The sequence below is a fragment of the Natrarchaeobaculum aegyptiacum genome, from assembly GCF_002156705.1.
Classification (GTDB): Archaea; Halobacteriota; Halobacteria; order Halobacteriales; family Natrialbaceae; genus Natrarchaeobaculum; species Natrarchaeobaculum aegyptiacum.
This window is the reverse complement of sequence record NZ_CP019893.1, coordinates 3,831,360-3,848,815: the sequence shown is the minus strand read 5'-3', so window position 1 is coordinate 3,848,815 and position 17,456 is coordinate 3,831,360. Positions and strand designations below refer to the sequence as shown.

Here is a 17,456-nt window from a genome sequence, read left to right as displayed (position 1 = left end):
TTACGAGACGTTCGGCCCCTTAAAGTAGCCGTCTTCGGTCTCCGGTGCGTTCTCGAGTGCCTCCGTGGTCTCGAGTGAGTCACGCACCTCGTCGGGTCGCATCACGTTCGTCAGGTCGGCCTCGGTATCGACTTCCGGGACCTCGTCTAGGGTCTCGAAGTACTCGAGGATCTCCGCGAACTGCCGGGTGAACCGGTCGACCTCGTCGTCTGCGAGGTCGACCCGTGCCAGCTCCGCGACGTGGCGGACCTCCTCCGGGCTGACGGCGTCGTCGCTCATACCTGTGGAAACCGGACTCCGGGGAGTAAGGGTTTCGATGTGTACGTGTGGGCGAACGAAGGTCTGGTGGCGTCGTCTGTCCACCACGCTCGCTGGCGACAGTAACGTCTGGTTTCCGTTCGCCCGCGCCGGAGTCGACCGTCGCTGCGATAGCGAACGGTCCGGAATCGAGAGCTTTACTATCGCAGTTTTTAAGTGCGTGAACGACCCTAGACTGGTCCACGTCAGACGATTTTCAGTCACCCCTTCGAACAGTTCAATACAATGACTGACACCCCGATTCGAACGCACAGCGACGAGCGACTGGCCGACGACGAAACGACGACGCTCGAGGACGCTCCCGACGGTCGCCAGCGGGAGCGGGAGCGAGAGCGAGAGGAGACCGACCGCGAACGCGAGGAGTGCCCCGAGTGTGGCGGTCGGCTCCTCTCCGACGCCGAGCACGCCGAGACCGTCTGTGAGGAGTGTGGGCTCGTCGTCGACGAGGGCGAGATCGACCGCGGTCCCGAGTGGCGCGCGTTCGACGCCGCCGAGAAAGACGAGAAGAGCCGCGTCGGTGCGCCCACCACGAACATGATGCACGACCAGGGCCTGTCGACCAACATCGGCTGGCAGGACAAAGACGCCTACGGTCGGGCGCTCTCGAGTCGGCAGCGCCAGAAGATGCAGCGGCTGCGCACCTGGAACGAGCGCTTCCGCACCCGGGACAGCAAAGAGCGTAACTTAAAGCAGGCCCTCGGTGAGATCGACCGGATGGCCAGCGCACTCGGCCTCCCCGAGAACGTCCGCGAAACCGCGTCGGTCATCTACCGGCGCGCACTCGAGGAGGACCTCCTCCCCGGGCGATCGATCGAGGGCGTCGCGACGGCCTCGCTGTACGCGTCGGCTCGACAGGCTGGCACGCCGCGCAGCCTCGACGAGATCTCGGCGGTCAGCCGCGTCGAGAAAGACGAAGTTGCTCGCACGTACCGCTACGTGGTGCGCGAACTGGGGCTCGAGGTCAAACCCGCCGACCCCGAGCAGTACGTCCCGCGCTTTGCGAGCGACCTCGACCTCTCCGACGAGACCGAACGTCGAGCCCGCCAGTTGCTCAAGACCGCGAAGGATTCGGGCATCCACAGTGGGAAGTCGCCCGTCGGTCTCGCCGCAGCGGCGGTCTACGCCGGCGCGTTGCTGACCAACGAGAAGGTCACCCAGAACGACGTCAGCGACGTCGCGAGCATCTCGGAAGTGACCATCCGCAATCGATACCACGAACTGCTCGAGGCCGAAGGCGGCGCCGTGGCCTGATCGACTCTCGTTTTCTCGGCCCCGACTTAATGTGTGGACGGCTACACGCGAGGCTATCTGTGGGACCGACGACGAGTACGAACCGTCTCCGTGCTGGTGACCACGGAGGCACGTCGTTCGACAGGTTGGCCCCAACCCCCCCTCGACCGCTCCTCGTCGTCTGCGAGGGGCGTTTTCGACCGACCTGACCCACCCCGAACGGATCTCGACCGTTCCGTCGGCTCTCGTCCACCCGCCGACGGACGGATCGTCCGTCTTCGGCCTGCGATTCACCGATCCAGCCGCAGGGATTGCTGGAACCGAATACCGTGGACTCGGCGTCGCCCTCCTGCGGACCGATCGACTCCTCCCCTTTCGGCTATCGCCTTCTCGGCCCCCGTCGCCGTTTCGTCGCTCTTCTGTCTTCCCGATCCGTAGACAGCGCCGAGCCTGCGAACGCCCGGCACGATTTTGACGCTCCGCACACATCTCGTGGTATGCGCGTTCGGATCTCACAGGGGGCGACCGAGGCCGAGGCCGCAGCGATCGCCGCCGCACTGTCTTCTCACCTCGAGGAACGGATCGAGGTGGTCGTCGGCGACGACACCGAGCCGGCGGCAGTCCACGAGTACGACGGCTCGAGTAGCGACGATGATGGCGACGATCACGACGCCGGGGTCGCTGATGGCGCTGATCGACAGCGTTCGGACGGCAGGAGACCGACCGAACGGGAGCGACGACTTCGAGCGGAGATCCGGGACGTCCACGAGGGCGGTCCCGAGAAGTACCGCGAGCAACTCGAGCAGTCGGCAAAGCTGTTCGTCAGGGACCGACTCGAGCTGTGGTTCGGCGGGGACGAGGATGCTTTCCTGTTCGAAGACGGAACGTTCGCTGCGTTCGACGACTGGCACCCCGACGGCGTCGGTGAGGACACCGACGACCGGCTTCCAGCAGACGGCCTCCTCACGGGCGGCGCAACGTTCGAGGGCCGGGACGTCCACTTCATGGCCAACGATTACACGGTCAAACGCGGCAGCATGGCCGCGAAAGGTGTCGAGAAGTTCCTCCGGATGCAACAGCGCGCGCTGAAGACCGGCAAGCCCGTGCTCTACCTGATGGACTCTTCTGGTGGCCGAATCGACCAGCAGACAGGCTTCTTCGCCAACCGCGAGGGGATCGGGAAGTACTACTACAACCACTCGATGCTCTCGGGCCGCGTTCCGCAGATCTGCGTCCTCTACGGCCCCTGTATCGCCGGTGCTGCCTACACGCCCGTCTTCGCCGACTTCACGATCATGGTCGAGGGCATGTCCGCGATGGCCATCGCCTCTCCCCGGATGGTCCAGATGGTCACCGGCGAGGAGATCGACCTCGAGGACCTCGGCGGACCCCAGATCCACGCCCGGGAGTCGGGATCGGCGGACCTCGTCGCGCGGGACGAAGAACACGCCCGCGAACTCGCGGCGAAATTGCTCTCGTACCTGCCGGACAACGCCGAGGAGTCGCCCCCTCGGCGAGAGGGGCGACCGCCCGCACAGTCGCCCGAGGACATCGACGCGGTCGTCCCGCAGGAACCGAATCGGGGCTACGACATGCACGACGTGATCGAACGCGTCGTCGACGAAGACTCGGTGCTCGAGTTGCGCCCCGACTTCGGCGGTGAAATCGTCACGGCGTTCGCCCGGATCGGCGGGCGACCGATCGGGATCGTGGCGAATCAGCCTGCCTCTCGCGCGGGCGCGATCTTCCCCGACGCTGCCGAGAAGGCCGCCCAGTTCATCTGGACCTGTGACGCCTACGGGGTTCCGTTGCTGTACCTCTGTGATACCCCCGGCTTCATGGCCGGTTCGCAGGTCGAGAAAGACGGGATCTTAGAGCAGGGAAAGCGGATGATCTACGCGACATCGTCTGCGACGGTCCCCCAGCAGACCGTCGTCGTCCGCAAGGCCTACGGCGCGGGAATCTACGCGATGGGCGGGCCGGCCTACGATCCCGAGAGCGTCCTCGCGCTCCCTTCGGGCGAAATCGCCATCATGGGTCCCGAGGCGGCGATCAACGCCGTCTACGCGCGAAAGCTGGCCGAGATCGACGACCCCGAAGAGCGCGAGCGCACCGAGAACGACCTCCGGGAGTCCTACCGCGAAGACATCGATGCCCACCGGATGGCGAGCGAGGTCGTCATCGACGAAATAGTCCCGCCGAGTGATCTCCGTGCGCAACTCGAGCGCCGGTTCGACTTCTACGCCGACCTCGAGAAGTCGGTCCCCGCCAAGAAACACGGGACGGTCATCTGACGCCGAGCCGTCGTCAGGGGTGTACAGCGCACCATTTGCGTGCCCGATGACCGCGTCCGCCGTCCCGGCCACGGGAAGTTTGCACAAAGGACAGACGACTGACGAGTATCGGTCGGTCCTGTGCCTGCGTGCCGACTACCGAACGGCGAAAATCACCCGGTAATCGTCCACTTCCAGTGAATTTCCGGTGATCGGGCCGCTCGAGTGTGACGTTCGCAGGGTCACTGTTGGTGGTATCGACGGCGTTCGATTCGCTACGCGTTCCATAACGAAACCCCTCGGCGGGGAACTCGCGGATGCTCCCGTCGGCGATGCCTGGGGCCACGCACGCAGGCGGCCGGTTCGACTCCGGCCGGGGGCCTATGCGTTCAGACGGTGCGTACACGCACCACCGACTGCCGATCGACGTCTCTCCGGTCGCCTTAGAGCGCGCCCTCTGGGTACTCGTGGCGCTCTCGCTCGTGGGTGACGTCGTGACGACGTTCGTGGGCCTGCATCTCGGGCTCGCCGAGTCGAATCCGATCGCACGGACCGCCATCGACGGCTACGGCCTCCTCGGTATGCTGGGGCTGAAGGCGTTCGCCGTCGGCGTCGGTCTCGCCTGTCGGCCCGTGTTACCGCTCGCGTACCGGCCGATAATCCCGGCGGGACTGGCCGCGCCGTGGACTATCGCCGTCGTGCTCAACGTCTACACGATATCGACGGTGGTCTGAGACGAGCCAGCCGCGGAACGAAAATCGGCCGCCACCCGGTCGCATTATCCCCGACGCTCGAGGGCGCGTCGCCAGCCGCGGACCTCTTCACGAACCGCCAGCCAGTCCTCGCGTGAGCCCGGAACGTCGCTCGAGGCTCTGCGGTCGCGTCGCCGGTCGATTCGTTCGTGGACCGCGTTCGGCGCGTCGACGTTCCGGAACGTGAGTTCGGTACCGGAGGCGGTCTCGATCGTGACGGTCCCGTAGCCGATCAGCGTCCCGAGGGGATGCTGGCTGACCGCCGTGTTCTGGACGCGCTCGAGGCCGACCGTCGTGACGCTGACGCCGAGAACGCCGGTCCTGATGGCGATTCGCTGGCTGGTGATCGCGTACGCCGTCCGCGAAATTCCCAGGGCGGCCCACAGCGCCGGGATAGCAACGAACGGAATCAGTCCCACAGCGAGTGGGGAGACGGCCTCGAGCACCACTGCCCCGACGACCGCGAGCGAAACGACGACGCCGAGTGCGATCCAGGGGTACGCAGACTGGATGCGTGGACCGCCGACCCAGTCGACGGTTTCGCCGCGCTCGAGTGTGAGCCACGGTGGCTCGTCGCCGGGACGGTCGCCGTCGGTCAACTCGACGCGGGTTCCGCCAGTCGTTCGACTGTCGTCGCTCATGACTGGCGCGAACGCCGGTCGCCTGCGGCGCGATCACTCGCCTCGCTGGGTCCGTCCGCACGCCCCGCCGCGTCGTCTTCCGTCCACTCGAGCGTCGTTCGCCCGCCGTCGGTTCCGGCGTCCGGTCTGTCGCTCGACGACTCCTGTCGCTCGAGCAGCGTGCGGATCTCCTGGAGTTCGACGAGGATGTCCGCGAGGACGTCGTCTGGCCGCTCCTCCCCGGGTTCGTCGTCGCGACCGCGGTCGACGCGCTCGCTGATCAGGTGCTGGACAGCGCGTGGTTCCGGGACCGACTGGAAGGCCATCTCGACGCCGGAGCCACCCGCGGTGCTGATCTCGACGGTCCCGTAGCCGAAGTGCGTACCGAGGGCGGACTGGCTGTAGGAGATGTCCTGAACCTTCTCGTGTTCGATCCGCTTGACGTCCCGCGAGAGAATGCCCGTCTTGCGGTAGAGTGCGCGATCGGTCACGACGTACCAGGTGTTGGTGACTCGAAGGTACTCGCTGGCGATGATGAGCAGTCCGATGAGCACGATCGAGAGCGGGATCCCGATCAGGAAGGCCGGGAGCAGCGTCCGGCGATCCGGGCCGCCGGCCCAGACGACTTCCTCGCCGCCGTCGAGTGAGAGCCACTCGAGGTCGGCGGTATCGACACTGGCTCCATCGTCGCTGGCTGGCCCGGCGGCGCTGGCGGCCGTCGCGGAGGTGTCGGTTGCCATGCTCAGTCCTCCGCGTACTCCCGCTTCAGCGAAAGTACCGTTCGGTCGAACGAACAGACGAGTTCGTCGTGCTGGTTGAACGCCTCGACGTGCATGGTGACGACGCCCCGTTCGCCGTCGCTCGTTTCACGCCTGTCGACCACTGTCGACTCTGCGCGGATCGTATCGCCGTGGAAGACCGGCTTCGGGTGCTCGACGTCGTCGTAGGAGAGGTTCGCGACGATGGTCCCGTCGGTCGTCTCGGGAATCGTGATCCCCACGGCGAGCGAGAGCGTGTAGAGACCGTTGACGATACGCTCGCCGAAGTCGGTCTCGGCGGCGAACTCCCGGTCGAGGTGTAACGGCTGCTGGTTCATCGTCATATCACAGAACCGCTGGTTGTCGCTCTCGCTGATCGTCCGTCGGCGATCGTGGGCGATCGTCTCGCCAACCTCGAGATCCTCGTAGTATCGGCCGGGCATGGTGCTCGAGTCGGCGGGTCGGGACAAAAGCGTGTGGGACGACGCTGGCCTCGAGCAGGTGTCCCGAGTCGAGACCGCCCAACACCTTCACGTTGCTCGTCGAGAGAGACGGTGTATGGCCCGGAGAAGCGTCCTGTTCACCCCCGGTGATCGGGAGGACATGCTCAGGAAAGCACCGCGGGCGGGGGCCGACGTGATCGTCTTCGACCTCGAGGACGCCGTGGCACCGCAGCGACTCGAGGAGGCACGCACCACAGTCAGGGAGGTGCTCACGGACTCCGCGTTCGACGAAGCGGCCGACTGCGAGGTCTGCGTTCGCGTCAACGCCGCGCCCGACGCGATGGCGGCCGACGTCGCTCGCCTGTTCGCCGACGGCGAGCCACGGCTGGACGCCGTCATGGCACCCAAAGTCGAGTCCGGCGAGACTGTCGACAGGCTGGTCGACGAACTCGAGGCCCACGGCGGCTATCGACCGATCTTCGCGCTGCTCGAGACGGCGAGCGGAATCCTCGGGGCCCCCGAAGTCGCGCGCAAGCGAGCGACCGACGCGCTGGTCTTCGGGGCGGAGGACCTCGCGGCTGACCTCGGTGCGACCCGAACCCCGGGGGGAGAGGAAGTGAGCTACGCCCGCCAGCGCGTCGCGCTCGCGGCGGCGGCCCACGACTGCACGGCGATCGATACGCTCGTCACCGACGTCGAGGACGAAGCGGCCTTGCGCGCCGACACGGCCCGGTCGGTCCAGTTCGGGTTCGACGGCAAGCTGGCGATCCACCCGGCACAAGTCGGTCCGATCAACGAGGCGTTCTCGCCCGACGAGGAGGACCTCGAGTGGGCGAAACGGGTGCTCGAGGCCAGCAGGGATGCCGACGCCGACGATCGGGGCGTCTTCGTCGTCGACGGCGAAATGGTCGACGCGCCGCTTATCGCGCAGGCAGAACGCCTCCTCGAGCGTGCGGATGCGGCGAATCGCGGCGACCGAGGCTGAGGGGTTGGTCTGCTGACTGGTTCCCGTCCGATTTCTGGCAGGTTGCTTAACAACCTGTGCGAACAACGAGGATATTCTTTCCAGACACTGACCCCAAACTGCTGAAACGGCTGACGTTCGGCAGGAATTTAATCACTATCCCAGACCTTATATTGAGTATAATTTACTAATCGACTTTCGGTATGCTTATTTTGATAACCTCGGAAGATTCACTCATGTCAGAGTCCGCCAACCCGTTCGAGAGTCTCCAGTCGCAGATCGACGACGCGGCTGGCTACCTCGACATCGACGACGACGTTATCGAGCGGCTCAAACACCCGGAACGCGTTCTCGAGACGAACCTGACCATCGAGCGAGACGACGGCTCGCTCGCTCGCGTCACGGCGTTTCGCTCGCAGTTCAACGGCGACCGCGGCCCGTACAAGGGCGGGATCCGGTACCACCCGCAGGTCACCCGGGACGAGGTGAAAGCCCTGTCCGGCTGGATGACCTACAAGACGGCCATCGTCGACATCCCACTCGGGGGCGGCAAGGGTGGTATCGTCATCGATCCGAGCGAGTACTCCGAGGGCGAACTCGAGCGAATCACGCGGTCGTTCGCGAAAGAACTGCGTCCCATCATCGGTGAGGATCTCGACATCCCCGCGCCGGACGTCAACACCGGTCAGCGGGAGATGAACTGGATCAAAGACACCTACGAGACCCTCGAGAACACCACGGAGCCGGGCGTCATTACGGGCAAACACCTCGCCAGCGGTGGCAGCGAGGGCCGCGTCGAGGCGACGGGTCGCTCGACGGTCATCGCCGCCCGTGAAGCGTTCGAGTACCTCGGAAAGGACCTCGAGGGTGCGACCGTCGCCGTTCAGGGCTACGGGAACGCCGGCTGGATCGCCGCCAAGCTGATCGACGAGATGGGAGCGACCGTCGTCGCCGCGAGTGACTCCTCCGGTGGCATCTACGCCACCGACGGCTTCGACCCCGTCGCCGCGAAAGATCACAAGAACGAGACCGGCAGCATCGTCGGTTACGAGGAGGCAGACGAGGAGATCACCAACGAGGACGTCCTCACGATGGACGTCGACCTGCTGATCCCCGCCGCTCTCGAGAACGCCATCGACGGTGACCTCGCCGCGGACGTGAGTGCCGACGTCATCTCCGAAGCGGCAAACGGGCCGCTGACGCCCGAGGCCGACCGCGTGCTCGAGGACGAGGACGTCTTCGTGATCCCCGACATCCTCGCGAACGCCGGCGGCGTCACCGTCTCGTACTTCGAGTGGGTCCAGAACCGCCAGCGGTTCTACTGGTCCGAAGAGAAGGTCAACGGCGAACTCGAAGACCACATCGTCGACGCGTTCGACGCACTGGTCGACACGCTCGAGGCCCACGACATCGACAACCCGCGGACGGCGGCCTACGTCGTCGCGATCCAGCGGGTGGCAGACGCATTCGACGAGGCCGGAACGTTCCCCTGATCGGTCTTGTCATTCGGCATATAGTACCGTTCCGGCCCAATCCACTGGACTCGACAGCTTTTTGCCCGTCCTTCGTCACCACTTGACAGAGTCGAATGATACGGGAACGGGTCGTCCGGTATCGCGAACGGGCCCGTCGAGACCTGACTGCGGCGTTCCGAGAGGAACACACCGAACACGAGGTCGCGACCAGTTTCGCGATCGGAGTGTTCGTGACGGCGTTACCGACAGGCGGACTCGGTATCGGCCTCTTTTTCGTCATGATCTCGCTGTGGCCGTGGATTAGCAAACCGGCCATCTTCGCCTCCGTCGCGGTTCTCAACCCGATCGTGAAACCGGCGGTCTACGTCGCGAGCTTTCAGGTCGGCGGGCTGTTCGTCTCGACGCCGTCGATCACGGACGTCAGGCCCTCACCGGACATGGCCGCCGCCGCTGCGACCCAGCTCCTCGTCGGAAACGTCGTCCTCGCCGTCGGTCTCGCGATCGTCGGATACGGCGTCGTATTGCACCTCACCCACGTCCACCGCCGGCGACGACGCTCGAGCTCGTAGCCGTTGGCTGGTCTCTAAAACGAAAAACAGCGCGAGTTCCCCGCCCCACCGTGGGCGGGGGTGAAGCGCGTCACTCCGGCGCGTGTTCCGTCTCTTCTATCTTCCTCTGAATCTCACCGTTCTCTCGATCGGATCTGCTGGGACAGCGGTCACCGAGATAGCGGTGCGGAAGAATTGCCGGTCAGAGCCCTAACTCCCGCCCGATCACGAGTCGCTGGATCTCGCTCGTCCCCTCGCCGATCTCCATCAGCTTCGCGTCGCGGTAGAACCGTTGCGGGGCGAAGTCGGTCGTGTACCCGTAGCCGCCGAGCACCTGCACCGCGTCTTCGGCTACCTCTCGTGCGGCTTCGCTGGCCTCGAGTTTCGCGAGAGCCGACTCCCGGGTGACGGGCTCGCCGGCGTCGTACGTGCACGCAGCGCGGTAGGTGAGCAGTCTCGACCGTTCGACTTTGCGGTGCATCTCGACGATCGTGTCGCGGACGGCGTCGAAGTCGGCGATCGGCTGGCCGAACTGCTCGCGTTCGGTGCTGTACTCGCGGGCGTGATCGTACGCGCCCTGTGCCAGCCCGGTCGAGAGGGCGGCGATCGAGATGCGGCCGCCGTCGAGGGTCTTCTTGGTCTGGTCCCAGCCATCACCTTCCTCACCGAGGAGTCGGTTTTCTGGGAGGCGAACGTCGTCGAACTGGATCTCGCAGGTCGGCGAGGCGTTGAGTCCCATTTTGTCCCAGACCGTCGTCACCTCGAAGCCGTCGTCGTCGGGGTCGACGATGAACGTCGAGATGCCGTCGTAGCCCGCATCGGGGTCCGTAACGGCCTTGACGAGGATCGAGCCGGCGACGGAGGCGTTCGTGATGAACTGCTTCGTGCCGTTTAGCACCCACTCGTCTCCTTCGCGCTCGGCGGTGGTGTTCATGTCGGAGGCGTCCGACCCGCTGTCGGGTTCGGTGAGCGCCCAGCCGCCCAGATACACACCCTCGGCGAGCGGGCGCAGCCACCGTTCTTTCTGGGCGTCGGTCCCGAACTGCTCGATCGGCTTCGACGCGAGCGACGTGTGAGCGACGTACGAGAGACCGATCGATCCCGAGACGCGACCGAGCTCTTCGGCCACCAGCGCGTACATCAGAGTGTCTCCCCCGAGGCCACCGTACTCGTCGTCGATCGGCACCCCCATCACGTCGAGATCGGCCAGCGTGTCGAAGATTTCCTCGGGGAACCGGTGCTCGTCTTCGATCTCCTGGGCGATCGGCTCGATCTCCGTCCGACACACGTCCCGCACGGTTTCCCGGATCATCCGGTGTTCGTCGGGGAGGGAGAAGTCCATGGCCAATAATCGACCGTGACTAAAATAAACACACCGGCAGTCTCGAGTCGACGAGACTACCAGCCGCGACCGTCGTCTTCGTCCCGTTCGTCGTCTTCGTCGTCTTCGTCGTCGGTCTCCTCACGCTCCCAGACGTCCCGGTCGGCGGTGTCCGCGTCTGAGTCAGCCAAGGAGTCCGTGCGGTCGTCCCAGAACGAATCGCCGTCCTCAGCCCCACGACTCTCACGGTCGTCGGCACGTTCGTCTCGCTGGCTGTCCCAACCGTTCTCCGTGTCGACGTCTGGGTCGGTGTCCGTCGTGTCACCGGTCCGGCCAGCACCGCCAGCACCGCCTGGACCGCCCGGTCCACCTGCGCCACCGGCGGGACCGGGACCACGACCATCGCCCGACCGCACGGCTGCACGCTGCTCGGGGATCAGATCGAGGTCGGCGTTCGTGTCGCCGAGGAGCAACAGCGCGTAGTACTGGAAGTACGTCCGGATCGGCATCTGGACGACCGCGACGATCAACAGCGCGAGCAAGGCAGCGAGCAGGACGATCGGAATCGCGAGGATGAGCCCGATGCCCCCGAGGAGCGTCAACAGCAAGACCAGCACGAAGACGGGGATCGCAAGCAGGACCAGCCCGAAGCCGATCACGAAGACGGCGGCGATGTTGATCACGAGCTGGAGCACCCACACCAGCAGCAGGTAGACGACGTACTCCTTCCAGTTCGTCCGGAACGTCGGCCAGAAGCGACGCCACCCGCTCAGAACCCCCCGGGACTCGAGCAGCATGATGGGGGCGACGAATTCGGAGGTGAAGCGGTTGACGATGGCCTGGACGAAGGTGACAGCAATAGAGAGCAAGAACGCGACCCCGATGAGCGCGATCAGTCCACCGTCTGTCGCTCCGACGAGGAAGAACAGGAGAATCGTCGGGACGCCGACGAGGATGGCAGCGATGATGCCGACCCCGAGTCGAAACCCGAAGAGACGAACGCCGCGCCAGAAGTGTCGTCTGGTGTACTGTCGGATCGACACTTCCTGGGTGCGTAGCGACTCGATGAAGACGAACTCGGCGATGCCGCCCAGCAGCGCGTAGAGGAACCACAGCGCGATGAACAGGAGGAAGAAGCCGACGACTACGAGCAGGATCAGCAGGACGTCCTCTTCGGCGAGTTCGGGTTCAGCAGGGTCTTCGACCGCCGGATCGGCGGGGAACGGTTCTTCGGGCGTGGGCTCTTCCACCGCGGGGTCCTCGAACTCGGAGACGAAGGTAGGATCGGTCGGCATGCCGCCACCGAAGCCGAGTCCGGCGACGAAGAACACGACGATGGCGAGTTTGAGCCAGAACCACGGTCGAATCGGAAGGAGGAGGTCCCTCGTGACGTCGATCGCGTCGCCGAGGTTGTCGACTGCGTCCATGATACGATCCAGTACTGATCCCTCAGTGAAAATAGTATTGCAATGCTAACATCCCGGCTCCGAAACGCCTCTCGAGGCAGGAGCGACGCCGTCGTGATCGGTCGCTCCGAAAACACGTCTCGTTCGCAACAGTTCGAGACGCATTTAACCCCACCGCCCCTCACCCCGATATATGGATATCCGCCAGCTCGCCCGCGGAAGCGTCGAGTGGGACCGCATCGAGCGCGTGGTGCAGACGCTGGCGGAACGCTACGACCGTGACGTCGTCCGCGTGGAGTTCCTCGAGGCCGACAACTGGCTGTCGACGCCCTGTGTGATCGACGACGACCTCTTCGTGAAGATCGTCTCTCGGCAGAACGCGCTCGTTCACGGGCTGTTGACGACCGGTCGGAACGTCGGTGCCGTCTCCGCCGGCACCGGTGGCTTCTTCGACCGGTTCGACACGCCCCTCGAGATGGTCGAACACGAGTACGAATCGACCCAGAAGCTGCGAGCCGCGGGAGTCAACGCACCGGCTCCGCTCGAGGCCTTCGAGGTCAACGGGCTCGGCGTGCTCGTCCTCGAGTACCTCCCGGAGTTCGAGACGCTGGATTCCGTACCGGACGAGCGGGTCGCCGCCCTCGCCCCGGAACTGTTCGAAATGCTCGCGACCGTTCACGACCATGGACTCGCCCACGGCGACCTCCGCGCGGAGAACATCCTGCTCTGTGAGGGCGACCTCTACTTCATCGACGCGACGAGCGTCCAGGAGGACCGCGTGCCGGAGACGACGGCCTACGACGTCGCCTGCGCACTCGCCGTCCTCGAGCCTCGCCTCGGCGCGCGTCGGGCCGTCGAGGCCGCGGCGACCGTCTACGAACCGCGGGAACTGCTAGCTGCCCGTCGATTCCTCGACTTCGTTCGCCTGCGCCCGGACCACGAGTTCGACTCGACGACGCTGCGTAGCGAACTCGAGAAGGCGGCCGACCTCGCGGCCGACTGATCCCGTTCGTTCCGCAAATATTCAGGATCGGTGACGCACCGACAGGGATTTTCGCCCGACCGTCGTACGATATGGTATGGGTAACCAATCCACGAATCCGACGGGTCACTACGTCGACGGCGAGTGGATCGACGGCCGGGGGAGTGAGACCTTCGAGAGCGAGGATCCCGCGACGGGCGAGTCACTCGGGACGTTCCACCGGGGAACCGATGCCGACGTCGACGTCGCGCTCGAGGCTGCAACGGCGGCGTTCGAGGAGTGGCGGGCCCTCTCACATCCCGACCGTGCGGAGTACCTCTGGGACGTCTACCACGAACTTCGCGACCGCCACGACGAACTGGGCGAGATCGTGACCCGGGAGTGTGGGAAAGAAATCTCGGAAGGTCGGGCAGACGTGACCGAGGCGTGGCACATGGTCGAGTGGGCCGCGGGCAACGCACGACACCCCCACGGAGACGTCGTTCCATCAGAGATCGCCGGGAAGGACGCCTACATGCGTCGAAAGCCCCGCGGCGTCGTCGGCTGTATCACGCCGTGGAACTTCCCGATCGCTATTCCGTTCTGGCACGTTGCGGTCGCGCTGGTCGAAGGGAATACGGTGGTCTGGAAACCGGCCGAACAGACGCCGTGGTGCGGTCAGGTCGTCGCCGAACTGTTCGACGACGCCGGGATTCCCGACGGCGTGTTCAACATGGTCCAGGGCTACGGCGACGCAGGCGAAGCCATCGTCGCGGACGACCGCGTCGACACCGTCCTCTTTACCGGCTCCGCCGAGGTCGGCCACGAGATCGCCAGCACGGTCGGGGGCGAACCCGGCAAACTCGCCGCCTGCGAGATGGGCGGCAAGAACGCCATCGTGATCACCGAACACGCCGACCTCGAGATCGCCCTGCAGGCTGCCGTCCTCTCGAGTTTCAAGACGACGGGGCAACGATGCGTCTCGAGCGAGCGCCTGATCGTTCACACGGACGTCTACGACGAGTTCAAGTCACGATTCGTCGACGTCGCCGAACGGATCGCCGTCGGGGATCCGCTCGACGAGGAGACGTTCATGGGACCTGCGATCGAGGCCGATCACGTCGAGAAGATCCGCCGCCACAACGACCTCGCTCGCGAGGAGGGCGCGACCGTCCTCGTCGATCGATTCGACCTCGAGCCGTCGGAACTCCCCGAGTCACCGACCGACGACGTGGCAACGGCTGACGGTGGGACGACCGACGGCGGTGCGGCGGGACGCGGCGACTTCGCCGACGGCCACTGGGTCGGCCCGTTCGTCTACGAGATCGAGTACGACTCCGATCTGCGATGTCTGCGCGAGGAGTCTTTCGGCCCGCACGTCGCCCTGATCGAGTACGACGGCGACATCGATCGGGCGCTCGAGATCCACGACGACACACCGTACGGCCTCGCTGGCGCGATCGTCTCGGAGGACTACCGACAGCTCAACGCCTTCCGAGACCGCGCGGAGCTCGGACTGGCCTACGCGAACCTGCCGTGTATCGGTGCGGAAGTCCAGTTACCCTTCGGTGGGGTCAAGAAGTCCGGTAACGGCTTCCCGAGCGCGCGCGAGGTGATCGAAGCCGTCACCGACCGAACCGCCTGGACGATCTCCAACGAATCGGAGATCGAACTCGCACAGGGGCTCTCGGCGGACGTGACGACTCGAGAAGACTGACCCGGTCGTCGAGCACTGCTCGAGACCGGGGCCAGTCGGGCCGACGTGAGCTGCCGGTCGCTTCTCGTAACGGATTTAGGGCCACCAGTCGTCTGGCGTCGGTATGTGGCCACTCGGACACGTCGCCGTCGCCTACCTCTGTTACGCGCTCGCGACGCGGGTACGGCTGAACGCTCCGCCGGGCGGCGTCGCCGTGATCGTCCTCGTCTTCGGCAGCCAGTTTCCCGACCTCCTCGACAAACCGCTCGCGTGGTACGTCGGCGTCCTCCCGACCGGCCGGACGCTCGGCCACTCGCTGCTGTTGCTCGTCCCCCTCTCGATCGCGCTATACCTGCTGGCTCGCCGGCACGGTCGCGCGGAGTACGGCGTCGCGTTCGCCATCGGCGCACTCTCGCACACGATCGTCGACGCGCTTCCGATCCTCTGGGACCCCGAGGAGACCGGGGCCCACCTCCTCTGGCCGGTTACTCCCGTCGAACCGTACGAGAGCGGCGCACCGAGCGTCCTCGAGCTCTTTCTCGAGTCGCTTTCGGACCCGTACTTCGTCTCCGAGTTCGTCCTCGCCGCGATCGCGTTTGGCTACTGGCGACGCCACGGCTATCCGGGACTCGAGGCCGTCCGTGGCCTGTTGGCGCGGGTCCCGCCGGTCGCGGATCGATCCTGATGCAGTAGTCGTGACTCGAGTCGAAGGGAACCGAAGCGGACGCTGTTTCGCAGTGGGCCGTCGCTCGGTGCTCGTGAACGAGAGTGGCGAAAGGGTGGGCGTGGGGAGAGACGGCGGACGAGGCGGTGCTCGGTTCCCGGGTACCGAGCGTCGACGGGCCAGCGTGATTGCCAGGTACGACGTGAAAAGCGCCAGTACCGGCGACCGCAGATTAGGGATAGGAGATCAAAAAGTCAGCGGTCGGGGCAGCACTGGGTGTGCGTTCGCGTTCTCAATCTCGTGATCGGCTGCTACCAGCGACTCGAGACTACTCGCGCCGATCTGTGAGCGCAGGGAAGTCGTCGCGAATCCGTTCGACCCGTTCCGGCTCGAGGTCGGCGGTCACGAGCGACGGGTCGTCGCCGCTCGAGGCGAGGGTGACGCCCCACGGGTCGTAGACGGTCGAGCGGCCGAGCAGCGTCGCGTCGGCATCTGGGAACTGCCCGCTGCCGTTGATCGTCGCCACGTACGACTGGTTTTCGATCGCACGCGCCCGTGAGAGGGTCTCCCAGTGGTCGACGCGAGGATAGGGCCACGCGCTCGGGACGAGAAAGAGGTCCACGCCAGCGTCGACGTATCGCCGGAAGAGTTCGGGGAATCGCAGGTCGTAGCAGGTCGTCACGCCGACGGTGAATCCGCCGACGTCGGCCGTCTCGAGTCGCTCGCCGGGGACGAGCAACTCCGATTCGGACGAATCGTACCCGAAGAGGTGGTGTTTCCGAAAGACGAGCCGTCGCTCGCCGCTTGCGTCGAAGAGGACGGCGGTGTTGGCCAGTCCCTCGTCCGCCGGCGTGGGGGCGGTTTCGGTCGCTGCCAGGTCCTCGACGATCGTTCCTGCGAGAACGGCGACGTCGTGCTCTGTAGCTGCCGTCTGGAGCGCACTCAGGGTCTCGCCCTCGAGCGGCTCTGCGGCCCGTTCGTACTCCTCGAACGCGAAGTAGCCGACCGAGAACAGCTCGGGGAGAGCCACCAGGTCGGCCCCCCGTTCGGCCGCCGCCGCGATCGCCTCGAGTGCCCGCTCGCGGTTTCCCGCGACGGCTGCCGGCTCGACCTCGATCTGGGCGAGTGCGATCGTCAGCCTCGCTGGTTCGTGGTCGGCCACGTCGGTCGTCGTCACGACCGGTCACCTGCGTTCAGGTCGGCGACGAGTTCTCGCCGGAGGTTCTCGAGTTCGCCGTCGAGGTTGCGCTTGAAGAACGTCTCGACGCCCGGCAGTTTACCGTCGACGACGAACGTGTTCTCGAGGCGGGTACCGGTGTCGGTCTCGACGACCTCGTGTTCGCCGGTGACCTCCATCACGTTCGATCGGCCGACGAACTTGACGTACTCCGGTGGCCGACGGGTGACGTCTTCGGTGTCGACCGTGACGGTCTTGCGCACGAGCGGGATCGGGAGTTCGACCTGCCAGGTGACGCGTCGACCCTCGGGGTCGTCTGCGACGAACTCCTCGACGACGCTGATCGACCGGGCGCGGTTCTCCGGATCGACGATGAATGCCCAGACGCGGTCGGGGGGCGCCGGTAACTCGAAGGACCGCTCGACCCGTACAGTCATGCCTATTCCTGAGGGAGTCACCGATAAAAAGGCGGTGGACCGCGTCGCCGGCGCAGGTCACGCCGAACTGAGCGTCACTTTCCACGTCGTCGAGCGGGCACGACCCCACTTCTCGATGTCGATGTCGTCCGATTTCTCGGCGAGGTGAGGAAGTCGCGCACCGACCTGTTTCGACGAGAGTCCGATCGCGTCTGCGATGTTCTTCGCTCTGAAGTAGCGCTCACCGCGGGCGGCGCTCTCTCTGAGGTGGGAGAGAATCCGCTGCTCTTCGTCGGAGTAGTCGGTCATCGTCCGTGGCGGCGTCTAGGGTCTCGTCGCTCTTAACTGTTACAGGGGATTTTTCCAGTCTGGGCTCGAGCAGGCCGATTTCTCCCCGGTTGATCGAGATGACGACGCGGACGGGTGGACCGGGT

18 protein-coding genes are annotated in these 17,456 nt (G+C 65.5%); 9 read left to right on the top strand and 9 right to left on the bottom strand.

Going from position 1 to position 17,456, the window contains the following annotated elements; all coding sequences use genetic code 11:
• Positions 1-279: an Asp-tRNA(Asn)/Glu-tRNA(Gln) amidotransferase subunit GatC gene (gatC, locus tag B1756_RS18530; RefSeq protein WP_086889894.1), complete on the bottom strand. Its 279-nt coding sequence runs from the start codon at positions 277-279 to the stop codon at positions 1-3.
• Between the two features lie 264 nt (positions 280-543).
• Between gatC and B1756_RS18525 the strand changes: the two genes are divergently transcribed.
• The 3 genes from B1756_RS18525 (at position 544) to B1756_RS18515 (ending at position 4,555) form a co-directional block, all read left to right on the top strand.
• Positions 544-1,569, top strand: coding sequence for a transcription initiation factor IIB (locus B1756_RS18525; RefSeq protein WP_086889893.1), 1,026 nt, complete (start codon positions 544-546; stop codon positions 1,567-1,569).
• Between the two features lie 476 nt (positions 1,570-2,045).
• Positions 2,046-3,842 carry an acyl-CoA carboxylase subunit beta gene (locus B1756_RS18520; RefSeq protein WP_086889892.1) on the top strand — a complete coding sequence of 599 codons (1,797 nt, stop codon included), beginning with the start codon at positions 2,046-2,048 and terminating at the stop codon, positions 3,840-3,842.
• Positions 3,843-4,204: 362 nt separating this feature from the next.
• Complete coding sequence (locus B1756_RS18515; RefSeq protein ID WP_186336483.1) at positions 4,205-4,555, top strand: DUF5658 family protein; 351 nt, start codon at positions 4,205-4,207, stop codon at positions 4,553-4,555.
• A gap of 44 nt (positions 4,556-4,599) precedes the next feature.
• Here B1756_RS18515 and B1756_RS18510 read toward each other — a convergent pair whose 3' ends face one another.
• From B1756_RS18510 to B1756_RS18500, 3 genes are read right to left on the bottom strand one after another with little or no spacing between them, the layout of a single operon-like run.
• Positions 4,600-5,214 (bottom strand): PH domain-containing protein, encoded by a 615-nt coding sequence (locus B1756_RS18510; protein WP_086889891.1) that lies wholly within the window; start codon positions 5,212-5,214, stop codon positions 4,600-4,602.
• Positions 5,211-5,933 carry a PH domain-containing protein gene (locus tag B1756_RS18505; protein ID WP_086889890.1) on the bottom strand — a complete coding sequence of 241 codons (723 nt, stop codon included), beginning with the start codon at positions 5,931-5,933 and terminating at the stop codon, positions 5,211-5,213. The genes B1756_RS18510 and B1756_RS18505 overlap by 4 nt, the downstream gene beginning before the upstream one ends.
• A 2-nt stretch (positions 5,934-5,935) precedes the next feature.
• Positions 5,936-6,394, bottom strand: coding sequence for a MaoC family dehydratase (locus tag B1756_RS18500; protein WP_086889889.1), 459 nt, complete (start codon positions 6,392-6,394; stop codon positions 5,936-5,938).
• Positions 6,395-6,509: 115 nt separating this feature from the next.
• Here B1756_RS18500 and B1756_RS18495 point away from each other — a divergent pair, with 115 nt between their 5' ends.
• From B1756_RS18495 to B1756_RS18485, 3 genes are all read left to right on the top strand, one after another.
• Entirely contained in the window at positions 6,510-7,379 is an 870-nt protein-coding gene (locus B1756_RS18495) for an HpcH/HpaI aldolase/citrate lyase family protein (RefSeq protein WP_086890262.1), read from the top strand.
• 215 nt (positions 7,380-7,594) lie between these two features.
• Entirely contained in the window at positions 7,595-8,851 is a 1,257-nt protein-coding gene (locus B1756_RS18490) for a Glu/Leu/Phe/Val family dehydrogenase (RefSeq protein ID WP_086889888.1), read from the top strand.
• Between the two features lie 95 nt (positions 8,852-8,946).
• Positions 8,947-9,402 carry a DUF2062 domain-containing protein gene (locus tag B1756_RS18485; protein ID WP_086889887.1) on the top strand — a complete coding sequence of 152 codons (456 nt, stop codon included), beginning with the start codon at positions 8,947-8,949 and terminating at the stop codon, positions 9,400-9,402.
• Positions 9,403-9,583: 181 nt separating this feature from the next.
• Here the strand turns inward: B1756_RS18485 and B1756_RS18480 are convergent, their stop codons facing one another.
• Both B1756_RS18480 and B1756_RS18475 read right to left on the bottom strand, forming a co-directional pair.
• Positions 9,584-10,723, bottom strand: a complete 1,140-nt coding sequence (locus tag B1756_RS18480; protein ID WP_086889886.1) for an acyl-CoA dehydrogenase family protein — start codon at positions 10,721-10,723, stop codon at positions 9,584-9,586.
• Positions 10,724-10,779: 56 nt separating this feature from the next.
• Positions 10,780-12,129: a DUF7544 domain-containing protein gene (locus B1756_RS18475; protein ID WP_086889885.1), complete on the bottom strand. Its 1,350-nt coding sequence runs from the start codon at positions 12,127-12,129 to the stop codon at positions 10,780-10,782.
• Positions 12,130-12,301: 172 nt separating this feature from the next.
• On the opposite strand from B1756_RS18475, the gene B1756_RS18470 reads away from it, so the two are divergent.
• The 3 genes from B1756_RS18470 to B1756_RS18460 all read left to right on the top strand — a co-directional run bounded on the left by B1756_RS18470 (position 12,302) and on the right by B1756_RS18460 (position 15,450).
• The gene (locus B1756_RS18470; protein WP_086889884.1) at positions 12,302-13,111 is read left to right on the top strand and encodes an RIO1 family regulatory kinase/ATPase domain-containing protein; all 810 of its coding nucleotides are present in this window, start codon (positions 12,302-12,304) and stop codon (positions 13,109-13,111) included.
• Between the two features lie 76 nt (positions 13,112-13,187).
• A complete protein-coding gene (locus B1756_RS18465) occupies positions 13,188-14,786 on the top strand; it encodes an aldehyde dehydrogenase family protein (protein ID WP_086889883.1) in 1,599 nt (532 codons plus the stop codon).
• Positions 14,787-14,889: 103 nt separating this feature from the next.
• Entirely contained in the window at positions 14,890-15,450 is a 561-nt protein-coding gene (locus tag B1756_RS18460) for a metal-dependent hydrolase (protein ID WP_086889882.1), read from the top strand.
• A gap of 307 nt (positions 15,451-15,757) precedes the next feature.
• Here the strand turns inward: B1756_RS18460 and B1756_RS18455 are convergent, their stop codons facing one another.
• Genes B1756_RS18455 through B1756_RS18445 form a run of 3 tightly spaced genes read right to left on the bottom strand, consistent with a single transcriptional unit; the run spans position 15,758 to position 17,331 of the window.
• Positions 15,758-16,606, bottom strand: coding sequence for a nitrilase-related carbon-nitrogen hydrolase (locus tag B1756_RS18455; protein WP_228434413.1), 849 nt, complete (start codon positions 16,604-16,606; stop codon positions 15,758-15,760).
• The gene (locus B1756_RS18450; protein ID WP_086889881.1) at positions 16,603-17,043 is read right to left on the bottom strand and encodes an SRPBCC family protein; all 441 of its coding nucleotides are present in this window, start codon (positions 17,041-17,043) and stop codon (positions 16,603-16,605) included. The genes B1756_RS18455 and B1756_RS18450 overlap by 4 nt, the downstream gene beginning before the upstream one ends.
• A 57-nt stretch (positions 17,044-17,100) precedes the next feature.
• Positions 17,101-17,331, bottom strand: coding sequence for a DUF7123 family protein (locus B1756_RS18445; protein ID WP_086889880.1), 231 nt, complete (start codon positions 17,329-17,331; stop codon positions 17,101-17,103).
• Positions 17,332-17,456: the final 125 nt, after the last annotated feature.

Bases quoted from the DNA above. Each gene is read 5' to 3' on its own strand.
- gatC (WP_086889894.1), bottom strand. From the start codon at position 279: ATGAGCGACGACGCCGTCAGCCCGGAGGAGGTCCGCCACGTCGCGGAG.
- B1756_RS18525 (WP_086889893.1), top strand. From the start codon at position 544: ATGACTGACACCCCGATTCGAACGCACAGCGACGAGCGACTGGCCGAC.
- B1756_RS18520 (WP_086889892.1), top strand. From the start codon at position 2,046: ATGCGCGTTCGGATCTCACAGGGGGCGACCGAGGCCGAGGCCGCAGCG.
- B1756_RS18515 (WP_186336483.1), top strand. From the start codon at position 4,205: ATGCGTTCAGACGGTGCGTACACGCACCACCGACTGCCGATCGACGTC.
- B1756_RS18510 (WP_086889891.1), bottom strand. From the start codon at position 5,214: ATGAGCGACGACAGTCGAACGACTGGCGGAACCCGCGTCGAGTTGACC.
- B1756_RS18505 (WP_086889890.1), bottom strand. From the start codon at position 5,933: ATGGCAACCGACACCTCCGCGACGGCCGCCAGCGCCGCCGGGCCAGCC.
- B1756_RS18500 (WP_086889889.1), bottom strand. From the start codon at position 6,394: ATGCCCGGCCGATACTACGAGGATCTCGAGGTTGGCGAGACGATCGCC.
- B1756_RS18495 (WP_086890262.1), top strand. From the start codon at position 6,510: ATGGCCCGGAGAAGCGTCCTGTTCACCCCCGGTGATCGGGAGGACATG.
- B1756_RS18490 (WP_086889888.1), top strand. From the start codon at position 7,595: ATGTCAGAGTCCGCCAACCCGTTCGAGAGTCTCCAGTCGCAGATCGAC.
- B1756_RS18485 (WP_086889887.1), top strand. From the start codon at position 8,947: ATGATACGGGAACGGGTCGTCCGGTATCGCGAACGGGCCCGTCGAGAC.
- B1756_RS18480 (WP_086889886.1), bottom strand. From the start codon at position 10,723: ATGGACTTCTCCCTCCCCGACGAACACCGGATGATCCGGGAAACCGTG.
- B1756_RS18475 (WP_086889885.1), bottom strand. From the start codon at position 12,129: ATGGACGCAGTCGACAACCTCGGCGACGCGATCGACGTCACGAGGGAC.
- B1756_RS18470 (WP_086889884.1), top strand. From the start codon at position 12,302: ATGGATATCCGCCAGCTCGCCCGCGGAAGCGTCGAGTGGGACCGCATC.
- B1756_RS18465 (WP_086889883.1), top strand. From the start codon at position 13,188: ATGGGTAACCAATCCACGAATCCGACGGGTCACTACGTCGACGGCGAG.
- B1756_RS18460 (WP_086889882.1), top strand. From the start codon at position 14,890: ATGTGGCCACTCGGACACGTCGCCGTCGCCTACCTCTGTTACGCGCTC.
- B1756_RS18450 (WP_086889881.1), bottom strand. From the start codon at position 17,043: ATGACTGTACGGGTCGAGCGGTCCTTCGAGTTACCGGCGCCCCCCGAC.
- B1756_RS18445 (WP_086889880.1), bottom strand. From the start codon at position 17,331: ATGACCGACTACTCCGACGAAGAGCAGCGGATTCTCTCCCACCTCAGA.